This window comes from Burkholderia sp. AU39826 (assembly GCF_020419965.1).
Taxonomy (GTDB): domain Bacteria; phylum Pseudomonadota; class Gammaproteobacteria; order Burkholderiales; family Burkholderiaceae; genus Burkholderia; species Burkholderia semiarida.
In genome coordinates, this window is the sequence record NZ_JAIZQG010000002.1 from 559,336 (window position 1) to 578,415 (window position 19,080).

The 19,080-nt window shown below is 68.0% G+C and carries 13 protein-coding genes; 6 read left to right on the plus strand and 7 right to left on the minus strand.

Features of this window, described 5'->3' with window-relative positions; translation table 11 throughout:
* The first annotated feature begins 383 nt into the window (after nucleotides 1-383).
* Nucleotides 384-2,525, plus strand: coding sequence for a hypothetical protein (locus tag LGM42_RS07460; RefSeq protein WP_226231915.1), 2,142 nt, complete (start codon nucleotides 384-386; stop codon nucleotides 2,523-2,525).
* Nucleotides 2,526-2,573: 48 nt separating this feature from the next.
* On the opposite strand, the gene LGM42_RS07465 is transcribed toward LGM42_RS07460, so the two are convergent.
* From LGM42_RS07465 to LGM42_RS07485, 5 genes are all read right to left on the minus strand, one after another.
* Complete coding sequence (locus tag LGM42_RS07465) at nucleotides 2,574-3,974, minus strand: GGDEF domain-containing protein (RefSeq protein ID WP_226231916.1); 1,401 nt, start codon at nucleotides 3,972-3,974, stop codon at nucleotides 2,574-2,576.
* Nucleotides 3,975-4,236: 262 nt separating this feature from the next.
* Entirely contained in the window at nucleotides 4,237-5,415 is a 1,179-nt protein-coding gene (locus tag LGM42_RS07470; protein ID WP_059585195.1) for an acetyl-CoA C-acyltransferase, read from the minus strand.
* A gap of 50 nt (nucleotides 5,416-5,465) precedes the next feature.
* On the minus strand, nucleotides 5,466-6,098 hold the full coding sequence (gene pncA / locus LGM42_RS07475) for a bifunctional nicotinamidase/pyrazinamidase (RefSeq protein ID WP_226231917.1): 633 nt from the start codon (nucleotides 6,096-6,098) through the stop codon (nucleotides 5,466-5,468).
* A gap of 44 nt (nucleotides 6,099-6,142) precedes the next feature.
* On the minus strand, nucleotides 6,143-8,227 hold the full coding sequence (locus tag LGM42_RS07480) for a 3-hydroxyacyl-CoA dehydrogenase NAD-binding domain-containing protein (RefSeq protein ID WP_060966923.1): 2,085 nt from the start codon (nucleotides 8,225-8,227) through the stop codon (nucleotides 6,143-6,145).
* A gap of 206 nt (nucleotides 8,228-8,433) precedes the next feature.
* On the minus strand, nucleotides 8,434-10,077 hold the full coding sequence (locus LGM42_RS07485; protein WP_226231918.1) for a 3-(methylthio)propionyl-CoA ligase: 1,644 nt from the start codon (nucleotides 10,075-10,077) through the stop codon (nucleotides 8,434-8,436).
* A gap of 151 nt (nucleotides 10,078-10,228) precedes the next feature.
* On the opposite strand from LGM42_RS07485, the gene LGM42_RS07490 reads away from it, so the two are divergent.
* The 5 genes from LGM42_RS07490 to LGM42_RS07510 all read left to right on the plus strand — a co-directional run bounded on the left by LGM42_RS07490 (nucleotide 10,229) and on the right by LGM42_RS07510 (nucleotide 14,044).
* Nucleotides 10,229-11,797, plus strand: coding sequence for a protein adenylyltransferase SelO (locus LGM42_RS07490; protein WP_059585192.1), 1,569 nt, complete (start codon nucleotides 10,229-10,231; stop codon nucleotides 11,795-11,797).
* A gap of 43 nt (nucleotides 11,798-11,840) precedes the next feature.
* Nucleotides 11,841-12,272 carry a peptide-methionine (R)-S-oxide reductase MsrB gene (gene msrB / locus LGM42_RS07495; RefSeq protein WP_059585191.1) on the plus strand — a complete coding sequence of 144 codons (432 nt, stop codon included), beginning with the start codon at nucleotides 11,841-11,843 and terminating at the stop codon, nucleotides 12,270-12,272.
* Between the two features lie 130 nt (nucleotides 12,273-12,402).
* Complete coding sequence (locus LGM42_RS07500) at nucleotides 12,403-12,933, plus strand: septation protein A (RefSeq protein ID WP_059585190.1); 531 nt, start codon at nucleotides 12,403-12,405, stop codon at nucleotides 12,931-12,933.
* A gap of 1 nt (nucleotide 12,934) precedes the next feature.
* The gene (locus LGM42_RS07505) at nucleotides 12,935-13,243 is read left to right on the plus strand and encodes a BolA family protein (RefSeq protein WP_050013273.1); all 309 of its coding nucleotides are present in this window, start codon (nucleotides 12,935-12,937) and stop codon (nucleotides 13,241-13,243) included.
* A gap of 18 nt (nucleotides 13,244-13,261) precedes the next feature.
* Nucleotides 13,262-14,044 (plus strand): peptidylprolyl isomerase, encoded by a 783-nt coding sequence (locus tag LGM42_RS07510; RefSeq protein ID WP_050013274.1) that lies wholly within the window; start codon nucleotides 13,262-13,264, stop codon nucleotides 14,042-14,044.
* A gap of 169 nt (nucleotides 14,045-14,213) precedes the next feature.
* Here the strand turns inward: LGM42_RS07510 and LGM42_RS07515 are convergent, their stop codons facing one another.
* Both LGM42_RS07515 and purL read right to left on the minus strand, forming a co-directional pair.
* The gene (locus tag LGM42_RS07515; protein WP_059585188.1) at nucleotides 14,214-14,762 is read right to left on the minus strand and encodes a GNAT family N-acetyltransferase; all 549 of its coding nucleotides are present in this window, start codon (nucleotides 14,760-14,762) and stop codon (nucleotides 14,214-14,216) included.
* A 7-nt stretch (nucleotides 14,763-14,769) separates the two neighbouring features.
* The gene (purL, locus tag LGM42_RS07520; RefSeq protein WP_226231919.1) at nucleotides 14,770-18,834 is read right to left on the minus strand and encodes a phosphoribosylformylglycinamidine synthase; all 4,065 of its coding nucleotides are present in this window, start codon (nucleotides 18,832-18,834) and stop codon (nucleotides 14,770-14,772) included.
* Nucleotides 18,835-19,080 lie beyond the last annotated feature (246 nt).

Sequence of the window (19,080 nt, forward strand, 5' to 3'; positions counted from 1 at the left end):
GGCAATAATTTCATCCCATTTTTCAATTCAACATTCGAAAACAAAAACATTATTGACTTCGACTTTCCCGCAAATTTAGAATCGCCTACGACGGCTTACGTATCATTTTCCGCGCCGCCCCGGATTCGCCGCTCACCTGCGCGAAGGCCGGTCTCATCGCCTTTCCCGCGGGGCATCGACGCACACCTCTGCCGTTTTCGGCTTTCGGCATTTATCGGCCAACCGGTTATTTGCCGACCTGTTTTCCTTTCGAAGAAGCGCAACACCCCGATTTAATTCCCGCCATTCGCCGCAATGAATGCAAAACGGGATCAGACGGACCCACGATCCGCCGATTGGAACATCCAGATAAAAAATCGCGAGTCATCAGGAGGGACATCAACATGCATCGCCTTGCGAAGTCGCTGTGTCTCGGGCTCGTCTGCGCCGGCCTGCTGTCGGCCTGCAACGACGACGACGTCAAATCGACCGCCCCGCCGTCGACCACCGCCGCGCTGTCGTTCCGCATGGACACCGGCGGCCAGATCAACGCGTTCTACCGGCAGGACAAGGTCGCCGCGCACCTGCTGGCGCGCTCGTCCACGAAGCCGCGTCTGCTCGTGGTCTTCCCCGCCGGCAACAGCGGCACCGGACTGTGGTTCGACGACACCGCGCAGCCGGTGAACTGGAGCCTCGACACGCCGCCGGCCGCACTGTCGGCCCCGGACGCGCACGGCCGTCCGCTGTACGGCATCGGCGCCGACGTGTCGGTCGACACCGCTACGCTGACGATCCGCCAGAGCGTGCTCAGCAACGTGCGCTTCCTGCGCGACTTCAACGGCGGCGCCACGATTCCGCAGCAGATCCTCACCGCGCCGACGGTCCAGGGCAGCACCGCGCAATGGCAACGCGACCGGCTCGACGGCGCGCCCGGCTATGCGCTGCGCATCACGCTGCGCGACGGCGGCAGCATCGCGCCGGCGGCCGGCGGCAAGCTCGTGCTGAACGCGCCGGCGGGCTCGCACACGCTGAAGCTGCACATCGATGCGCTGTCGGGCGAGACGCCGCTGTCGCCGATCACGCACGCCGACCTGTTCGCGCCGTCCGTGAACCCCGACCCGGTCAGCCAGAACGTGCTCGAATTCCTGAGCTTCAACGACAAGCTGCTGGCCGGTTCGTGGCAGTACGACACCTACTTCGGCCGCGACACGCTGATCTCGGTCCGCATGCTGATGCCCGTGCTCGAACCGGCGGCGATCGAGGCCGGGCTGTCGTCGGTGCTGAGCCGCCTGTCGCCCGACGGCAAGGTCGCGCACGAGGAAGGCATCGGCGAATTCGCGCTGGTCGACAACCAGAAGAACGGGCGGCCGAACGATGCGACACCGACCTACGACTACAAGATGATCGACAGCGACTACCTGCTCGCACCGATCGCCGCCGCGTGGCTGATCGACGATACGCGCGGCCAGGCCCGCGCGGCCGCGTACCTGGCGCAGCGCGGCAGCGACGGGCAGACCAACGGCAGCCGCCTCGTCGTCAACCTGCTGCACGTCGCGACGACCGCGCAGCCGTTCGCACAGCAACCGTCGGTGGCAAACCTGATCCACCTGCGGCCCGGCGAAATCGTCGGCAACTGGCGCGACAGCACCGACGGCCTCGGCGGCGGCGTCTACCCGTACGACGTGAACGCGGTGCTCGTGCCGGCCGCGCTGCGCGCGGCGAACGCGTTCCTCGCCCGCGGCCTGCTCGATCCGTATCTCGATGCCGGGCAGCGCGCGACGCTCGCCAACACGGCGAACGAAGCGGCCACATGGGAAACGCAGGCGCCGCCGCTGTTCCAGGTCAGCGTGCCGGCCGCGCAGGCAGCCACCGACGTGTCGGCCTATGCGCCGTCCGCCGGCGTGCCGGCCGGCGCCGCGCCCGACGCACCGCTGGCCTTCTACGCACTGTCGCTCGATCAGCAGGGCAACCCGATTCCGGTGATGAATTCCGACGGCGGCTTCGCGCTGCTGTTCGGCACGCCGCCGGAGGATCAGCTCCAGCGGATCGTCACCGACGTCACGCGGCCGTTCCCGACCGGGCTCGTGACCGATGCCGGGATGCTGATCGCGAACCCCGCGTATGCGAACCCGTCGCTGTGGCCGAAATTCACGAGCTCCGCGTATCACGGCACGGTAGTCTGGTCGTGGCAGCAGGCGATGTGGGTAGCCGGACTCGATCGCCAGCTGGCGCGCCAGGACCTGTCGGCCACGACACGCACGCTGCTCGCGCAGGCGCGGCAGACGATCTGGCAGGTGATCTCGAACGGACGCGACATGCGCACGTCGGAAATGTGGACGTGGTCCTACGTGAACGGCAAGTACCAGACCGACGCATTCGGCACGCGCAGCGCCGATGCGACCGAAGCCAACGCGGCGCAACTCTGGAGTACGACGTATCTCGCGATCCGCGATCCGCAGCAGCGCGCGGGCAAGTACTGGTGGCAGGCGTCGCAGCCGATGCAGGACGAACGATCGAAGCAGGCGACGGCCGTGGCGTCGCGCTAGCGCGCGTCGCCACGCGCGTGCATGCCGGCACCGGCGCCGGCATGCGGACTAGCGCGTCACCACGCGGTTGCGCCCTTCCCGCTTCGCCTGGTACAGCCGCTCGTCGACCACCCGCAGCAGCGCATCCACCGTGCCGCCGTCGACGCCGTATTGCGCGACGCCGACGCTGACCGTCACCTGCACGCGCTTGAAGTCCAGTCCGAACGGCGCACTCGCGATCGACGAACGCACGCGCTCGGCCGTCATCCGCGCGCCCTCGAGCGGCATTTCGGGCAGGAGCGCCATGAACTCCTCGCCGCCGACCCGCGCGAGCGCGCCCGCCGGCCGGATCGCCTCAAGGCACTGGCGCACGACGCCGCGCAGCACTTCATCGCCGATCTGGTGCCCGTAGGCATCGTTGATGTTCTTGAAATTGTCGAGATCGAGCGCGAGCAGGCAGAACGGCGTGCCGTCGCGCTCGGCCCGCACGATCTCGCGCTCGACCTGCGCGATGAACTGGCGGCGGTTCGACGCGCCCGTCATCGGGTCGGTCGCGGCCATGTACTCGAGCTTCTGGTTCGTGCGCCGCAGCTCCTGCAGCGCGCTTTCGGTGCGCGCCATCGATTCGGACAAGCGGCTCATCAGGTCTTCCTGGCTGTAGATCGCCGAGAACGAGCGCGTCGTCTGCAGCGCCTGCACGACGCCGTAACTGAGCAGGAAGAACCCGCCCGCGAAGATCGCATGCGCGAGCCACCACATGTGATTCCACGGCTTGCCGAGGATGAACGCGAGCGACGACAGCGCGAACGCCATGATCGACACGCCGTAGATCACCATCAGCGGCGAGCGGATCCGCCGCGCGAGCAGCAGGCACACGTTCAGCAGCGAGAACACCAGCGCGCCGCCTTCCATCGACAGCCGCGTGCCGAGCGCACCGGCAACCGGCGAATACGCGACGTACGCGACCACCACGTCGACGATCAGGAAAAGCACGATCCAAGGCAGCCACGTCCGTGCGCTCGTGCGCTTGTCGACCCGGTCGGGCGGACGCGAATACGACAGCAGGCCCGTGAGCAGCAGCACGGACATCACCAACCGCGACGCGGGCCCGTACAGCAGGAACAGCCAGATATTGTGATGCGCCATCCCGGTGAACGCGCCGTGCAGTGCATAGATCATCGCGAAACCGAGAAAGCCGAGCGTCAGCCAGCGCAGCAGCGGCTCGCCGGACGACCGGTAGCACACCCACGTCACATAGGTGACGAACGCGCCTTCGATCGTCGCCGCCGCGATCGCGATTTCATGGAAAGCGTGGTTCTCGAACACGACGCTCCGGTCGCTGAAGAACCACAGATAGGCAATCAGATACGCAGGCAGCAACGCGAATCCGACCAGCAGGCATTTCGCGTAGAGCCTTGCGGCCGCACTGACGACGCGCGGCGGTTCCCCGGCTGCATAGGTCGTACTCATTCGGTCCCCGGTCGGTCTGCTGCGTTGATTGGAGTCCTCGCGGCACGGATCGCGCAACGCATGATCTGACCCATCGTGCCGAAAGGCAAATGTCAGAGCAAGTATAGGTGGGGTAATTCGTTTGACAAGTCAGGGGAAACGGCATTGCCGGGTGCATGCCATTTGCTTCCCCGTCGTTGCGAATCGCGCATCGGTCGCGCCGATTCATCGCGGCGGCGTGCGGTGACACCGAAGCGCCACCGCGGCCGCGGCCGGTCAAAGATCAGAGGATTTCGAACAGGCCGGCCGCGCCCTGCCCGCCGCCGATGCACATCGTGACGACCACGTACTTCACGCCGCGCCGCTTGCCCTCGATCAGCGCATGGCCGGTCAGGCGCGCGCCCGACACGCCGTACGGATGGCCGACCGCGATCGCGCCGCCGTTCACGTTCAGGCGCTCCTCAGGAATCCCGAGCGTGTCGCGGCAGTACAGCACCTGCACCGCGAACGCCTCGTTCAGCTCCCACAGGCCGATGTCGTCGACTGTCAGCCCGGCCTGCTTCAGCAGCTTGGGCACCGCGAACACCGGGCCGATGCCCATTTCGTCCGGTTCGCAGCCGGCCACCGCGAAGCCGCGGAACGCGCCCAGCGGCTGCAGCCCTTCGCGTTGCGCGGCGTCGGCGCTCATCACCACGCATGCCGACGCGCCGTCCGAGAACTGGCTCGCATTGCCCGCGGTGATCACGCCGCCCGGCACGGCCGAACGGATCTTCGACACGCCTTCGAGCGTCGTGTCGGGGCGGATGCCTTCGTCGGCCGAGACCGTCACTTCCTGCGTGTACAGGCGGCCCGTCGCCTTGTCGGCGATGCCCGCGAGCACGGTGATCGGCACGATCTCGTCGCGAAAGCGCCCGGCTTCCTGCGCGGCCGCGGCACGCAGTTGCGACTGCACGCCGTACGCGTCCTGCCGCTCCTTCGAGATGCCGTAGCGCTTCGCGACGTTCTCGGCGGTCTGCAGCATGTTCCAGTAGATCTCGGGCTTGTGCTGGACGAGCCAGCCTTCCTGGATCATGTGCCGGTTCATCTCGTTCTGCACGCACGAGATCGATTCGACGCCGCCGGCCACATAGATCTCGCCTTCCCCCGCGACGATCCGCTGCGCGGCCAGCGCGATGGTCTGCAGCCCCGACGAACAGAAACGGTTCACCGTCATCCCCGGCACGCTCACGGGCAATCCCGCGCGCAGCGCGATCTGCCGCGCGATGTTCGCGCCCGTCGCGCCTTCGGGGTTCGCGCAGCCCATGATCACGTCCTCGACGCGCGCCGGATCGAGCTTCGCGCGTTCGAGCGCGGCCGCGACCACGTGGCCGCCGAGCGTCGCGCCGTGCGTCATGTTGAATGCGCCGCGCCAGGACTTCGCGAGCGGCGTGCGTGCGGTCGATACGATTACGGCTTCGGTCATGCGAGTCTCCTTCGGTCCTGCTTCATGTCCTGAATCGGATGGGAAATGCGCTACGCCGCCGGGCGCGCGCCGGCGGACGTCACATGCGCGACGCCCGCTGCCTGCATCTGCTGCCATGCGTGCGCGAGCGACCCGTTCAGGTCGATCGCACGGCACGCATCGTTGATCACCGCGGCTTCGAAACCGGCCGCGCGCGCATCGAGCGCCGACCATGCGACGCAATAGTCGGTCGCGAGCCCGCAGCACCACACGCGCTTCGCGCCGAGTTCGCGCAAGTAGCCCGCGAGCCCCGTGCGCGTCGTGCGGTCGGCCTCGACGAACGCGGAATAGCTGTCGACCTGCGCGTCGCCGCCCTTGCGGATCACGAGCCGCGCGTGCGGGATGTCGAGGTCGCGATGCAGCGCCGCGCCGTCGGTGTCCCGCACGCAGTGCACGGGCCACAGCACCTGCTCGCCGTACGGCAGCGAAAGCGTGGAAAACGGCTCGCGGCCCGGATGGTTCGCCGCGAACGACACGTGCTCGCGCGGGTGCCAGTCCTGCGTCAGCACGACCTGGTCGAAGCGTTGCGCGAGCGCGTTGATCACCGGCACGATCGCATCGCCGTCGGGCACCGCGAGCGCGCCGCCCGGCATGAAGTCGTATTGCACGTCGATCACGAGCAGGACGTCGTCGGTGCGTTTCATTTCAATTCTCCTGGGTGAATCGGGCGCGCCGCCGTGCGAGATCGTCAGCCGTTGAACCCGCGGCCGGCCTTGGCCAGTTCCGCGATCGACGGCGCGAGCTGCCACGCGTCGCCGTTCGGCGCCGCCGCATAGCGGCGAATCGCGCGCTCGACGTTGTAGAGGCCGACCGTATCCGCGTACAGCATCGGGCCGCCGCGCCACAGCGGGAAGCCATAGCCGGTCAGATAGACCATGTCGATGTCGGACGCCTTCGACGCGATCTTCTCCTCGAGGATCTTCGCGCCTTCGTTGACGAGCGCGAACACGAGCCGCTCGACGATCTCGTCGTCGCCGATCTTGCGCCGCTCGACGCCGCGCTCCTTCGAGTACGCGACGACCATCTCGTCGACGAGCGCCGACGGCTTCGCCTTGCGATCGCCCGGCACGTAGTCGTACCAGCCGGCGCCCGTCTTCTGGCCGAAGCGGCCCTGCTCGCACAGGCGGTCGGCGATCTTCGAATAGTGCAGGCCAGGCTGCTCGACGTAGCGCCGCTTGCGGATCGCCCAGCCGATGTCGTTGCCGGCGAGGTCGCTCATCCGGAACGGCCCCATTGCGAAGCCGAACTTCTCGATCGCGCGATCGACCTGCGCCGGCAGCGCGCCTTCCTCGAGCATGAACAGCGCCTGGCGGATGTACTGCTCGATCATCCGGTTGCCGATGAAGCCGTCGCACACGCCCGACACGACCGCCGTCTTGCGGATCTTCTTCGCCACCGCCATCACGGTCGCGAGCACGTCCTTCGCGGTCCGCGCGCCGCGCACGACCTCGAGCAGCTTCATCACGTTCGCCGGGCTGAAGAAGTGCATGCCGACGACGTCCTGCGGGCGCTTCGTGAACGCCGCGATCTTGTCGACGTCGAGCGTCGACGTGTTGGACGCAAGGATCGCGCCCGGCTTCGCGACTTCGTCGAGCTTCCTGAACACCTGCTCCTTCACGCCGAGTTCCTCGAACACCGCTTCGACGATCAGGTCGGCGTCCTTCAGGTCGTCGTAGGACAGTGTCGGCGCGATCAGCGCCATGCGCGCGTCGAGCTTCTCCTGCGTAAGCTTGCCCTTCCTCACCTGCGCGTCGTAGTTCTTGCGGATCGTCGCGAGGCCGCGCTCGAGCGCGTCCTGCTTCGTCTCGAGCAGCGTGACGGGCAGCCCCGCGTTGACGAAGTTCATCGCGATCCCGCCGCCCATCGTGCCCGCGCCGATCACGCCGACCCGGCGGATCTCGCGCAACGGCGTATCGGCCGGCACGTCGGGAATCTTGCTCGCCGCGCGCTCGCCGAAGAATGCATGGCGCAGCGCGCGGCTTTCCGGCGTCATCATCAGCGCGACGAAACCCTCGCGCTCGGCGATGCTGCCCTTGTCGAAGCCGTTCAGCACGCCGGCCTCGATCGCGTCGATGCACTTGTGCGGCGCGGGGAAATTCGGCGCGGCGGCCCGCGCGGAATTGCGCGCGAACTGGATGAAGCCCGCCGCGTTCTCGTGGACGATCTTGCGATCGCGCACGCGCGGATGCGGCCCCTTCTGCGCGCCAACCTTGCGCGCGAACGCAACGGCCGCGTCGAGCAGGTCGCCGTCGGCCATTTCGTCGAACAGCCCGCTCTTCGCGAGTTGCTCCGACGGCACCGGCGCGCCCGACACGATCATGTTCAGCGCGGTTTCGAGCCCGACCGCGCGCGGCAGGCGCTGCGTGCCGCCCGCGCCCGGCAGCAGCCCGAGCTTCACCTCGGGCAACGCGACCTGCGCGCCGGGCGCGGCGACCCGGTAATGCGCGCCGAGCGCGAGCTCGAGGCCGCCGCCCATCACGACGCTGTGCAGCGCCGCGACGACCGGCTTCGCGCTCGCCTCCACCGCGCGGATCACGGTGTGCAGCGTCGGCTCCTGCAGCGCCTTCGGCGTATTGAATTCGGTGATGTCGGCCCCGCCCGAGAACGCGCGGCCCGCGCCGGTCAGCACGATGGCCGTGACCGACGGATCCTGCGCGGCGCGATCGAGCGCGTCCATGACGCCCTGGCGGGTCGACAGGCCGAGCCCGTTGACGGGCGGATTGTTGAGCGTGATGACGGCCACGCCGTCGCGAGTCGAGTAATCCACTGCCATCTGCCTGCCTCCATGCATCGCGCGCCGGATTGGCTGCGCTTCATTGTGCGCGGTCGAACGGCCGCATGTCCGGATGAACGCAGGCAGCATACAACGAAAAAGCACGATCGTTCAATTTGAATTGCGTTCCCGATTCGGGGACGGAGCGGGGCGACCGGCATCGGGCGACCGGCCCCGCGTGCCGGCGGCTGCCCGGGCGCGAGGGCTTACGGCGCGCCCACCGCCGTCGGCAACACGTAATGGCGGAACGTCTCGCGCAACTTCAGCTTCTGCAGCTTGCCGGTCGCGGTGTGCGGCAGCGACTCGACGAACACGACGTCGTCGGGAATCCACCACTTCGCGACCTTGCCCTCGTAGAACGCGAGCAGCGCGTCGCGGCTCAGGTTCGCGCCTTCACGCGGCACCACGACGAGCAACGGCCGCTCGGTCCATTTCGGGTGCGCGCACGCGATGCAGGCGGCCTCGGCCACGCCCGGATGCGCGATCGCGACGTTCTCGATGTCGATCGAGCTGATCCACTCGCCGCCCGACTTGATCACGTCCTTGCTGCGGTCGGTGATCTGCAGGAAGCCGTCGGGGTCGATCGTCGCGACGTCGCCGGTCGGGAACCAGCCGTCCGCCAGCGGCGATTCATTGCCGCGAAAGTAGTGGTCGATCACCCACGGCCCGCGCACCTGCAGTTCGCCGAACGCGACGCCGTCCCACGGCAGCTCGCGGCCGTCCTCGCCGACGATGCGCATGTCGACGCCGCAGATCACGCGCCCCTGCTTCTCCAGCAGCCGGCGCTGCGCGTCGAGCGGCCGCCGCGACTGCGCCCAGTTGAGCTTCGCGAGCGTGCCGAGCGGCGACAGTTCGGTCATCCCCCACGCATGGATCACGCGCACGCCGTACTCGTCCTCGAACGTGCGCAGCATCGCGGGCGGGCACGCGGAGCCGCCGATCACCGTGCGGTTCAGCGTCGAGAAACGCACGCCGGCTTCGCGCATGTAGTTCAGCAGGCCGAGCCACACGGTCGGCACGCCCGCGGAGAACGTCACGCGCTCGGCCTCCATCAGCTCGTACAGCGATTTCCCGTCGAGATCCTTGCCGGGCAGCACCAGCTTGCCGCCTGTGAGCGGCACCGCGTACGGCAGCCCCCATGCGTTGACGTGGAACATCGGCACGACGGGCAGCACGGCGTCCATCGCGGACAGGTTCATCGCGTCGGGGAGCGCGGCGCCGTACGCATGCAGCACGGTCGAGCGATGCGAATACAGCACGCCCTTCGGGTTGCCGGTCGTCCCCGACGTGTAGCAGAGCCCCGACGCCTGCTGCTCGTCGAGGCGCGGCCAGTCGTAGCGGCCGTCCTCGGCGTCGACGAGCGTTTCGTAGCAGAGGAACGGCGTGGCGCCGGACGGCAGGTGCGCGGCGTCCGTCATCGCGATCCAGCCCTGCACGTGCGGACATTGCGGCGCGATCGCATCGACGAGCGGCGCGAAATTGATGTCGAAGAAGACGTAGCGGTCTTCCGCGTGATTGACGATGTACGCGATCTGTTCGGGGAACAGGCGCGGATTGATCGTGTGGCACACGGCGCCCATCCCGCCGATCCCGTAATACGCCTCCAGGTGCCGGTAGCCGTTCCACGCCAGCGTGCCGACGCGCTCGCCGGTGTCGACGCCGAGCCGGGCGAGCGCCTGCGCCAGTTGCTTCGCGCGGCGTTCGCAATCGCGGTACGTATAGCGATGCAGGTCGCCCTCCACGCGCTTCGACACGATCTCCGTGTCGCCGGCGTGCCGCGCGGCATGCGAAATCAGCGACGACACGAGCAACGGCACATCCATCATCTGGCCCAGCAACGGCTTACCCATCGTCTTGTTCTCCGTGAAGGATGCGAATCGGTGACCGGCTCCCGCGGCGCGCCCGTCGGCGGCCCGGACGGGCGCGGCGCACGGTGCGCGGGCCGCCATGCGGGCGGCGCGGCGCCGCCTTACAATATCGGCTTACCCAGAGGCGCTCAACATGTCGTTTTCCCGAAGCGCAGCCGATGCGGCTGACACCCTGCCCGACCTCGCCGCGACGCTCGGCGCGCCCGCCGAACGTGCGTTCGTGACGCTCGGCGACGCGTTTCATACGCGGCTGCCGGCCGCGCCGCTCGCCGCGCCGTACGTCGTCGGCTTTTCCGACGAAGTCGCGCGACTGCTCGACCTGCCACCGTCGATCGCCGCGCGGCCCGGCTTCGCCGAGCTGTTCGCCGGCAACCCGACGCGCGACTGGCCCGCGCACGCGATGCCGTACGCGTCGGTCTATTCCGGCCATCAGTTCGGCGTGTGGGCCGGCCAGCTCGGCGACGGCCGCGCGCTGACGATCGGCGAACTGCCCGGCGCCGACGGCCGGCGCTACGAACTGCAGCTCAAGGGCGGCGGCCGCACGCCGTATTCGCGAATGGGCGACGGCCGCGCGGTGCTGCGCTCGTCGATCCGCGAATTCCTGTGCTCGGAAGCGATGCATCACCTCGGCATCCCGACCACGCGCGCGCTGACGGTGATCGGCTCCGACCAGCCGGTGGTGCGCGAGGAGATCGAGACGGCGGCCGTCGTCACGCGCGTGTCGGAAAGCTTCGTGCGCTTCGGCCACTTCGAGCACTTCTTCTCGAACGATCGCCCCGACCTGCTGCGCCAGCTTGCCGATCACGTGATCGACCGCTTCTATCCGGCCTGCCGCGACGCGGACGATCCGTACCTCGCGCTGCTCGAAGCCGCGACGCTGCGCACGGCCGAGCTCGTCGCGCAATGGCAGGCCGTCGGCTTCTGCCACGGCGTGATGAACACCGACAACATGTCGATCCTCGGCGTGACGATCGACTACGGTCCGTTCGGCTTCGTCGACGCATTCGACGCGAACCACATCTGCAACCACTCGGACACCGGCGGCCGCTATGCGTACCGGATGCAGCCGCGCATCGCGCACTGGAACTGCTATTGCCTCGCGCAGGCGCTGCTGCCGCTGATCGGGCTGCAGCACGGCATCGCCGACGACGATGCGCGCGCCGAGCGCGCGGTGGACGATGCACAGGCCGTACTCGCGACATTCCCCGAACGCTTCGGTCCCGCGCTCGAACGCGCGATGCGCGCGAAGCTCGGCCTCGAGCTCGAGCGCGAGAACGACGCCGAACTCGCGAACAAGCTGCTCGAGACGATGCACGCGAGCCACGCGGATTTCACGCTGACGTTCCGCCGGCTCGCGCAGCTGTCGAAACACGACGCGAGCCGCGACGCGCCCGTGCGCGACCTCTTCATCGACCGCGAAGCGTTCGACGCATGGGCGAACCTCTACCGCGCGCGGCTGTCCGAGGAGACGCGCGACGACGCGGCGCGCGCGGTTGCAATGAACCGCGCGAACCCCAAATACGTGCTTCGCAACCATCTGGCCGAAGTCGCGATCCGGCGCGCGAAGGAAAAGGATTTTTCGGAAGTCGAGCGGCTCGCGCGAATCCTGCGCCGCCCGTTCGACGAACAACCGGAGCACGAAGCATACGCGGCGTTGCCGCCCGACTGGGCGGGCTCGCTCGAAGTGAGCTGCTCGTCGTAAGCCCGCAACCCGCGCATCTCGACCGACCGATCAGGAGAACCCCATGTCCCACGATTCCGACGACAAAACCTACCCGTACCAGAAGGACGACGCCGAGCTGCGCCGCCGGCTCACGCCGATGCAGTACGAGGTCACGCAGCACGCGGCGACCGAGCGCGCGTTCACCGGCGAATACACCGACACCGAGGATGCCGGCATCTACAAGTGCGTCGTCTGCAGCACGCCGCTGTTCGAATCCGGCGCCAAGTTCCACTCGGGCTGCGGCTGGCCCAGCTACTTCAAGCCGCTCAACGGCGAGGTGATCGACGAGAAGGTCGACTACTCGCACGGGATGGTGCGCGTCGAGGTGCGCTGCAACCACTGCGGCGCACATCTGGGCCACGTCTTCGAGGACGGCCCGCGCGACAAGACCGGTTTGCGGTACTGCATCAATTCGGCTGCGTTAAACTTCGAGTCCCGACCCGAAAACGAATGAGCGGCGCCGGGCGGATCTGCCGGGCGGCCAGCCTCGAGCCGGACCGCCCCGATCCGCGACGGCGATGCCTGGCGGGTCCCTACAACGGTGACGGGCCGCACGAGCGGCCCGTCACGCAGCTGCGAGCGCCATGAAATTCCTGTTCGATCTGTTTCCGATCATCCTGTTTTTTGTCGCCTTCAAGGTCTGGGGCATCTTTACCGCCACCGCCGTCGCGATCGTCGCGACGCTGGCCCAGGTCGCGTGGGTCGCCTTCCGGCACCGGAAGGTCGACACGATGCTGTGGGTCAGTCTGGGCGTGATCGTCGTGTTCGGTGGCGCCACCCTCGTCCTGCATGACGAGAAATTCATTCAATGGAAACCGACGGTGCTGTACTGGCTGTTTGCGATCGGGCTGCTCGCCGCGCGTTATGCGTTCAGCAAGAACCTGATCGAGAAGATGATGGGCAAGCAGCTCACGCTGCCGTCCCCCGTGTGGGACAAGCTGAACGTCGCGTGGGCGCTGTTCTTCGCGGTGCTCGGCGTCGCGAACCTGTACGTGGTGCACAACTTCACCGAATCGCAATGGGTGAACTTCAAGCTGTTCGGTACGACGGGCGCGATGGTCGTATTCATCATCCTGCAGAGCCTGTGGCTCACGAAGTACCTGAAGGACGAATGACATGAGCGACGCCTTTCTCCACGCCTCCGCCGACGAACGCATCGCGCTGATCGAAGCGCGCCTCACCGCGTCGCTCGCGCCGCTGTCGCTCACCGTGCGCGACGACAGCGCGCAGCACGCCGGCCACGCGGGTGCGGCCGCCGGCGGTCATTTCACGGTCACGATCGTATCGTCCGCGTTCGCGGGCAAGCCGCGCGTCGCGCGGCACCGGCTGGTGTATGATGCGCTCGCTGATGCGATGCAGCGCGGCATTCACGCGCTCGCGATCGTGGCTTACACGCCCGAAGAATTCAACGAATCTTCAATCTAGTCTCAACAGGAATTTCCGATGATCCTGAAATCCCCCCGCCTGTGGGTCGCGGCGGCTGCCTTTGCAGCGGCGCCGGCATTCGCCCAGAACATCGCCGTCGTCAACGGCACGCCGATTCCGAAATCGCGCGCCGACGCGATGGTCGCGCAGCTCGTCCAGCAAGGCCAGACCGACGGCCCGCAACTGCAGCAGGCCGTGCGCCAGGAACTCGTGAACCGCGAAATCCTGATGCAGGAAGCGATCCGCGAAGGCATCCCGAATCGTCCGGACGTGAAGGCGCAAGTCGCCGTCGCGCAGCAGACCGTCGTGCTGCGCTCGATGATCGAGAGCTTCCTGAAGAAGAACCAGCCGACCGACGCCGAAGTGAAGGCGCGCTACGACGAACTCGTCAAGGGCGTGGGCGGCAACCGCGAGTATCACCTGCACCACATCCTCGTCGAGAGCGAACAGCAGGCGAAGGACCTGATCGCGAAGATCAAGGGCGGTGCGAAATTCGAGGATCTCGCGAAGCAATACTCGAAGGATCCGGGCTCGGGCAAGAACGGCGGCGATCTCGACTGGTCCGACCCGAAGGCGTACGTACCGGAATTCGCGGCGGCCGCGCAGAAGCTGCAGAAAGGCCAGATGACCGACGCGCCGGTGAAGACGCAGTTCGGCTGGCACATCATCCGCGTCGACGACATCCGCGACATCGCCCCGCCGCCGTTCGACCAGGTGAAGGCGCAGATCGCGCAGCAGCTCGTGCAGCAGAAGCTGCAGGCGTTCGAGGAAGGTCTGCGCCAGCAGGCGAAGATTCAGTAACGCCGGCGCGCGTCATACGCGCATCGCAAAGCCGCTCTTCGGAGCGGCTTTTTCTTTTGGCGCGCGCGAACATGTGTCTCGCGATGCGGCGGTGCGCGGCCGACGGGCAATAAAAAACCGCTCCGAAGAGCGGCTTTGCCATGCCAGGTGTGACCGCACACCGCGTTCGCTACGCGGCGGGATAGAACACGTCGTGGTAACGCACGTTACCTGACGGCACCGGTGCCGATTCGTCGAACGACAGCGCGAGGAAATACTCGGCCGGCACGCCCGGAAACACGATGCCGCCGTGCGGTTCGAACCCGAAACGCGCGTAATACGCCGGCTCGCCGAGCACGACGCAGCCACGCGCGCCGAGCCGCCGCAACGCGTCGAGCCCCGTGCGCACGAGCCCCGCGCCGATGCTTTGCCGCTGGCATTCGGGCCGCACCGCGAGCGGCGCGAGCCCGTACCACTGCTGGCTGGCGGCCGGCTCGCCGCCGATCGCAACCGGCGAGAACGCGACGTGCCCGACGATACGCCCGTCGCGCTCCGCGACGAGCGACACGCTCAGCGCACCGTCGGCGCGCAGCGTGTCGACGATGCGCTGCTCGAACTGCCCGCCCTGCGGCTCGCCCGCGAACGCCGCACGGATCACGCGGCCGATCGCGTCGGCCTCGCTCGCACGCGCGTCACGCAGCGTGACGACCTCGACCGGCGCGTTCGGGTCGAACATCATCCCCGGATCAGCCGATCCAGCGGCGTGCGTTGCGGAACACACGCATCCACGGGCTCGCCTCACCCCAGCCTTCCGGGTGCCAGCTCATCGTGACCGTGCGATGCACGCGCTCCATGTGCGGCATCAGCACCGAGAAGCGGCCGTCGGCCGTCGTGACCGACGTGATGCCGGCGGGCGAGCCGTTCGGGTTGAACGGATAGCGCTCGGTCGCTTCGCCGCGGTGGTCGACGTAACGCATCGCGACCGCGACGCGCTCGATGTCGCCCTGCTGCGAGAAGTTCGCATAGCCTTCGCCGTGCGCGACCGCGACCGGAATCCGCGAGCCTTCCATCCCCGCGAAGAAGATCGACGGCGACTTCTCCACTTCGACGAACGAGAAGCGTGCCTCGAACTGCTCGGACTTGTTGCGCGTGAACTTCGGCCACGCCTCCGCGCCCGGGATCATCGACGCGATGCTCGACAGCATCTGGCAGCCGTTGCAGATGCCGAGTGCGAACGTATCGGGACGCGCGAAGAACGCCGAGAACATGTCGGCGAGGTTCGCGTTGAACCGGATCGTCTTCGCCCAGCCTTCGCCGGCGCCCAGCACGTCGCCGTACGAGAAGCCGCCGCATGCGACCGCACCCGCGAAATCGGCCAGCGTCGCGCGGCCCGCGAGCAGGTCGCTCATGTGCACGTCGTGCGCATCGAAGCCTGCGCGGTCGAACGCGTACGCCGTTTCCAGATGCGAGTTCACGCCCTGCTCGCGCAGGATCGCGACGCGCGGCCGAGCGCCCGTCGCGATGAACGGCGCGGCGATGTCCTCGGCCGGATCGAACGTCAGCACCGGCGAGATGCCCGGATCGGCCGCGTCGAGCAGCGCGTCGTATTCGGCATCCGCACAGGCGGGGTTGTCGCGCAGGCGTGCGATGCGCCAGCTTACTTCGCTCCATGCGCGATGGAGTTCGGTCCGCGGCGCGTCGAAGATCTTCTTCGCATCGCGGTACACCTCGATCACGTCACGGTCGTTGACCGAGCCGATCACGTGCGAGCACGTCGACAGGCCGAACTCGCGCAGCGCGCCGAGCACCGCGTCGCGGTCGGACGCGCGCACCTGCACGACGGCGCCGAGTTCTTCGGAGAACAGCGCGCGCAGCGTGCGGTCGTCGCGACGGCCGCTCGTCTGCTTCGCCCAGTCCTTCGCGTCGCCGTAGTCGGATTCGTGGTTCGGGTCGAGCGTCAGCATGTCGACGTTCAGCGACACGCCCGCGTGGCCCGCGAACGCCATTTCGCACACGGTCGCCCACAGGCCGCCGTCCGAGCGGTCGTGGTACGCGAGCAGCAAATCTCGCGCATTGAGCGACTGGATCGCGTTGAAGAAGCGCTTCAGGTCTTCCGCGTCGTCGACGTCCGGCGTCGTGTCGCCAACCTGCTGCGTGACCTGCGCGAAGATGCTGCCGCCCATCCGGTTCTTGCCGCGGCCGAGGTCGATCGCGATCAGCACGCTGTCGCCCGCATCCGCCACGCGGCGCAGTTGCGGCGTGAGATGGCGGCGCACGTCCTCGACCGGTGCGAACGCGGAGATGATCAGCGACACCGGCGACACGACTTCCTTCGCGACGCCCTGCTCGTCCCACTTCGTCTTCATCGACAGCGAGTCCTTGCCGACCGGGATGCCGATCCCGAGTGCCGGGCACAGCTCCATGCCGATCGCCTTGACCGTGTCGAACAGCGCGGCGTCTTCGCCAGCCGTGCCGCACGCGGCCATCCAGTTCGCCGACAGCTTCAGCTTGTCGAGCGACGCGATCGGCGCGCTCGCGATGTTCGTGATCGCTTCGCCGACCGCCATGCGGCCCGATGCCGGCGCATCGATGACCGCGAGCGGCGTACGCTCGGCCATCGTCATCGCCTCGCCCCTGAAGCCGGCGTAGTCGAGCGCGGTGATCGCGCAGTCGGCCACCGGCACCTGCCACGGGCCGACCATCTGGTCGCGCACCGACGTCCCGCCGACCGAACGGTCGCCGATCGTGATCAGGAACGACTTGCTGCCGACCGTCGGGTGCTTCAGCACGTCGAGTGCGACTTCCGACAGCGCGATGCCCGTCACGTCGACCGGCGCGCGCTCGGTCTTCACGCGCACGACGTCGCGGTGCATGCGCGGCGGCTTGCCGAGCAGCACTTCCATCGGCATGTCGACCGGGTATTCGCCGGCGCCCGTCGCTTCGTCGTCGACGAGCTTCAGCTGGCGCTCGTCGGTCGCGACACCGACCACCGCGAACGGGCAACGCTCGCGCGCGCAGATCGCCTCGAAGCGCGGCAGGTCGGCCGGCGCGATCGCCAGCACGTAGCGCTCCTGCGCCTCGTTCGACCAGATTTCGCGCGGCGACAGGCCCGATTCCTCGAGTGCGACCTTGCGCAGCTCGAAGCGCGCGCCCTTGCCCGCGCCGTCGACGATTTCGGGGAACGCGTTCGACAGGCCGCCCGCGCCGACGTCGTGGATGCTCAGGATCGGGTTTTCCGCGCCGAGCTGCCAGCAGCCGTTGATCACTTCCTGCGCGCGACGCTCGATTTCCGGGTTGCCGCGCTGCACCGAGTCGAAGTCGAGCTCGGCCGTGTTCGCGCCGGTCGCCATCGAGCTCGCGGCGCCGCCGCCCATGCCGATCCGCATGCCGGGGCCGCCGATCTGGATCAGCAGCGAGCCCGCCGGCACGTCGTGCTTGTGCGTGTGCTGATCCGCGATGTTGCCGAGGCCGCCCGCGATCATGATCGGCTTGTGATAGCCGCGCACCGTGCCGCCGACGTTCTGTTCGTACACGCGGAAGTAGCCGCCGAGGTTCGGACGGCCGAATTCGTTGTTGAATGCGGCGCCGCCGAGCGGGCCGTCGATCATGATCTGCAGCGGCGACGCGATGCGGTCCGGACGGCCGTACGGGCCGTGCGCTTCGTTCGGGTTGCGCTCGGCCATCGGCTGCGCGGCGTCGCGATCGTTTTCCCACGACCGGCGGGCGTCCGGCAGGTCGAGGTTCGACACGGTGAAGCCCGTGAGGCCGGCCTTCGGACGCGCGCCGCGGCCCGTCGCGCCTTCGTCGCGGATCTCGCCGCCCGCGCCGGTCGCCGCCCCCGGGAACGGCGAGATCGCCGTCGGGTGGTTGTGCGTCTCGACCTTCATCAGCGTGTGCGTGAGCTCGGTGTGGCGACCATAACGTTCACCCGGCTCGCCCGCGGCACCCGACTTGCGCGGGAACCAGCGCTCGGCTTCGGCGCCGACCATGATCGACGAGTTGTCCGAATACGCGACGATCGTGCCCTGCGGGCTCAGCTTCTCGGTGTTGCGGATCATCGCGAACAGCGACATGTCCTGCGCTTGCCCGTCGATCGTCCACTGCGCGTTGAAGATCTTGTGGCGGCAGTGTTCGCTGTTCGCCTGCGCGAACATCATCAGCTCGACGTCGGTCGGATTGCGTTCGAGCTTGCGGAACGCGTCGACCAGGTAGTCGATCTCGTCGTCGGCGAGCGCGAGGCCCAGCTCGACGTTCGCCTGCTCGAGCGCGGCGCGGCCGACACCCAGCACGTCGACGGTCGACAGCGGCTTGGCCGGCAGCTCGTCGAACAGATGCTTCGCGTCGTCGCGAGCCGCGACCACGCTTTCGGTCATCCGGTCGTGCAGCGCGGCCGCGACGGCCGCACGGGCGTCGTCCGACAGCGCCTTCTTGCCGCCGAGCAGGCCCGACTTCAGCGTGACCGTGAATTCGACGCCGCGCTCGATGCGGCGCACGTGCGTGAGGCCGCAGTGCTGCGCGATGTCGGTCGCCTTGCTCGCCCACGGCGAGACCGTGCCGAAGCGCGGCAGCACGACGAAGGTCTCGGTCGCGCCCTTCTCGCCCGCCGGCTGGAACGGCTCGCCGTAGTGCATCAGCGCGTCGATGCGCGCGCTGTCGTCGGCCGACAGCGGCTCGGCCGCATTGACGAAGTGCAGGAACTGGCCGCGCACCGCGACGATGTTGGCGTCGATTTGCCTGAGCGTGTCGAGCAGACGGGTTTGACGGAAATCGGAGAGGGCCGAAGCGCCGGGAAAACACGAGAAGTGAGCCATGGGCTGGACTGACGTCGATGAGTCGCGCGAGGTGGCGACGTGGGGCGAAAGGAAGGCCGTAATTATACCCGGAAGTCGGGCGTCCCAGACCGGCCGATCGGTGCGCCTCATGCACCGCACCGGTGCCCGCGCGCGGGGCGCGCACGGCCGCCCGCCGGGCCGGCCCGAGCAGCCCGTGCGCCGCGCCGTCGTGGCGCGCCCGCACGACCCATGCTCGGCCGGCGCCGGCTCGCGCACTTTTGGCGC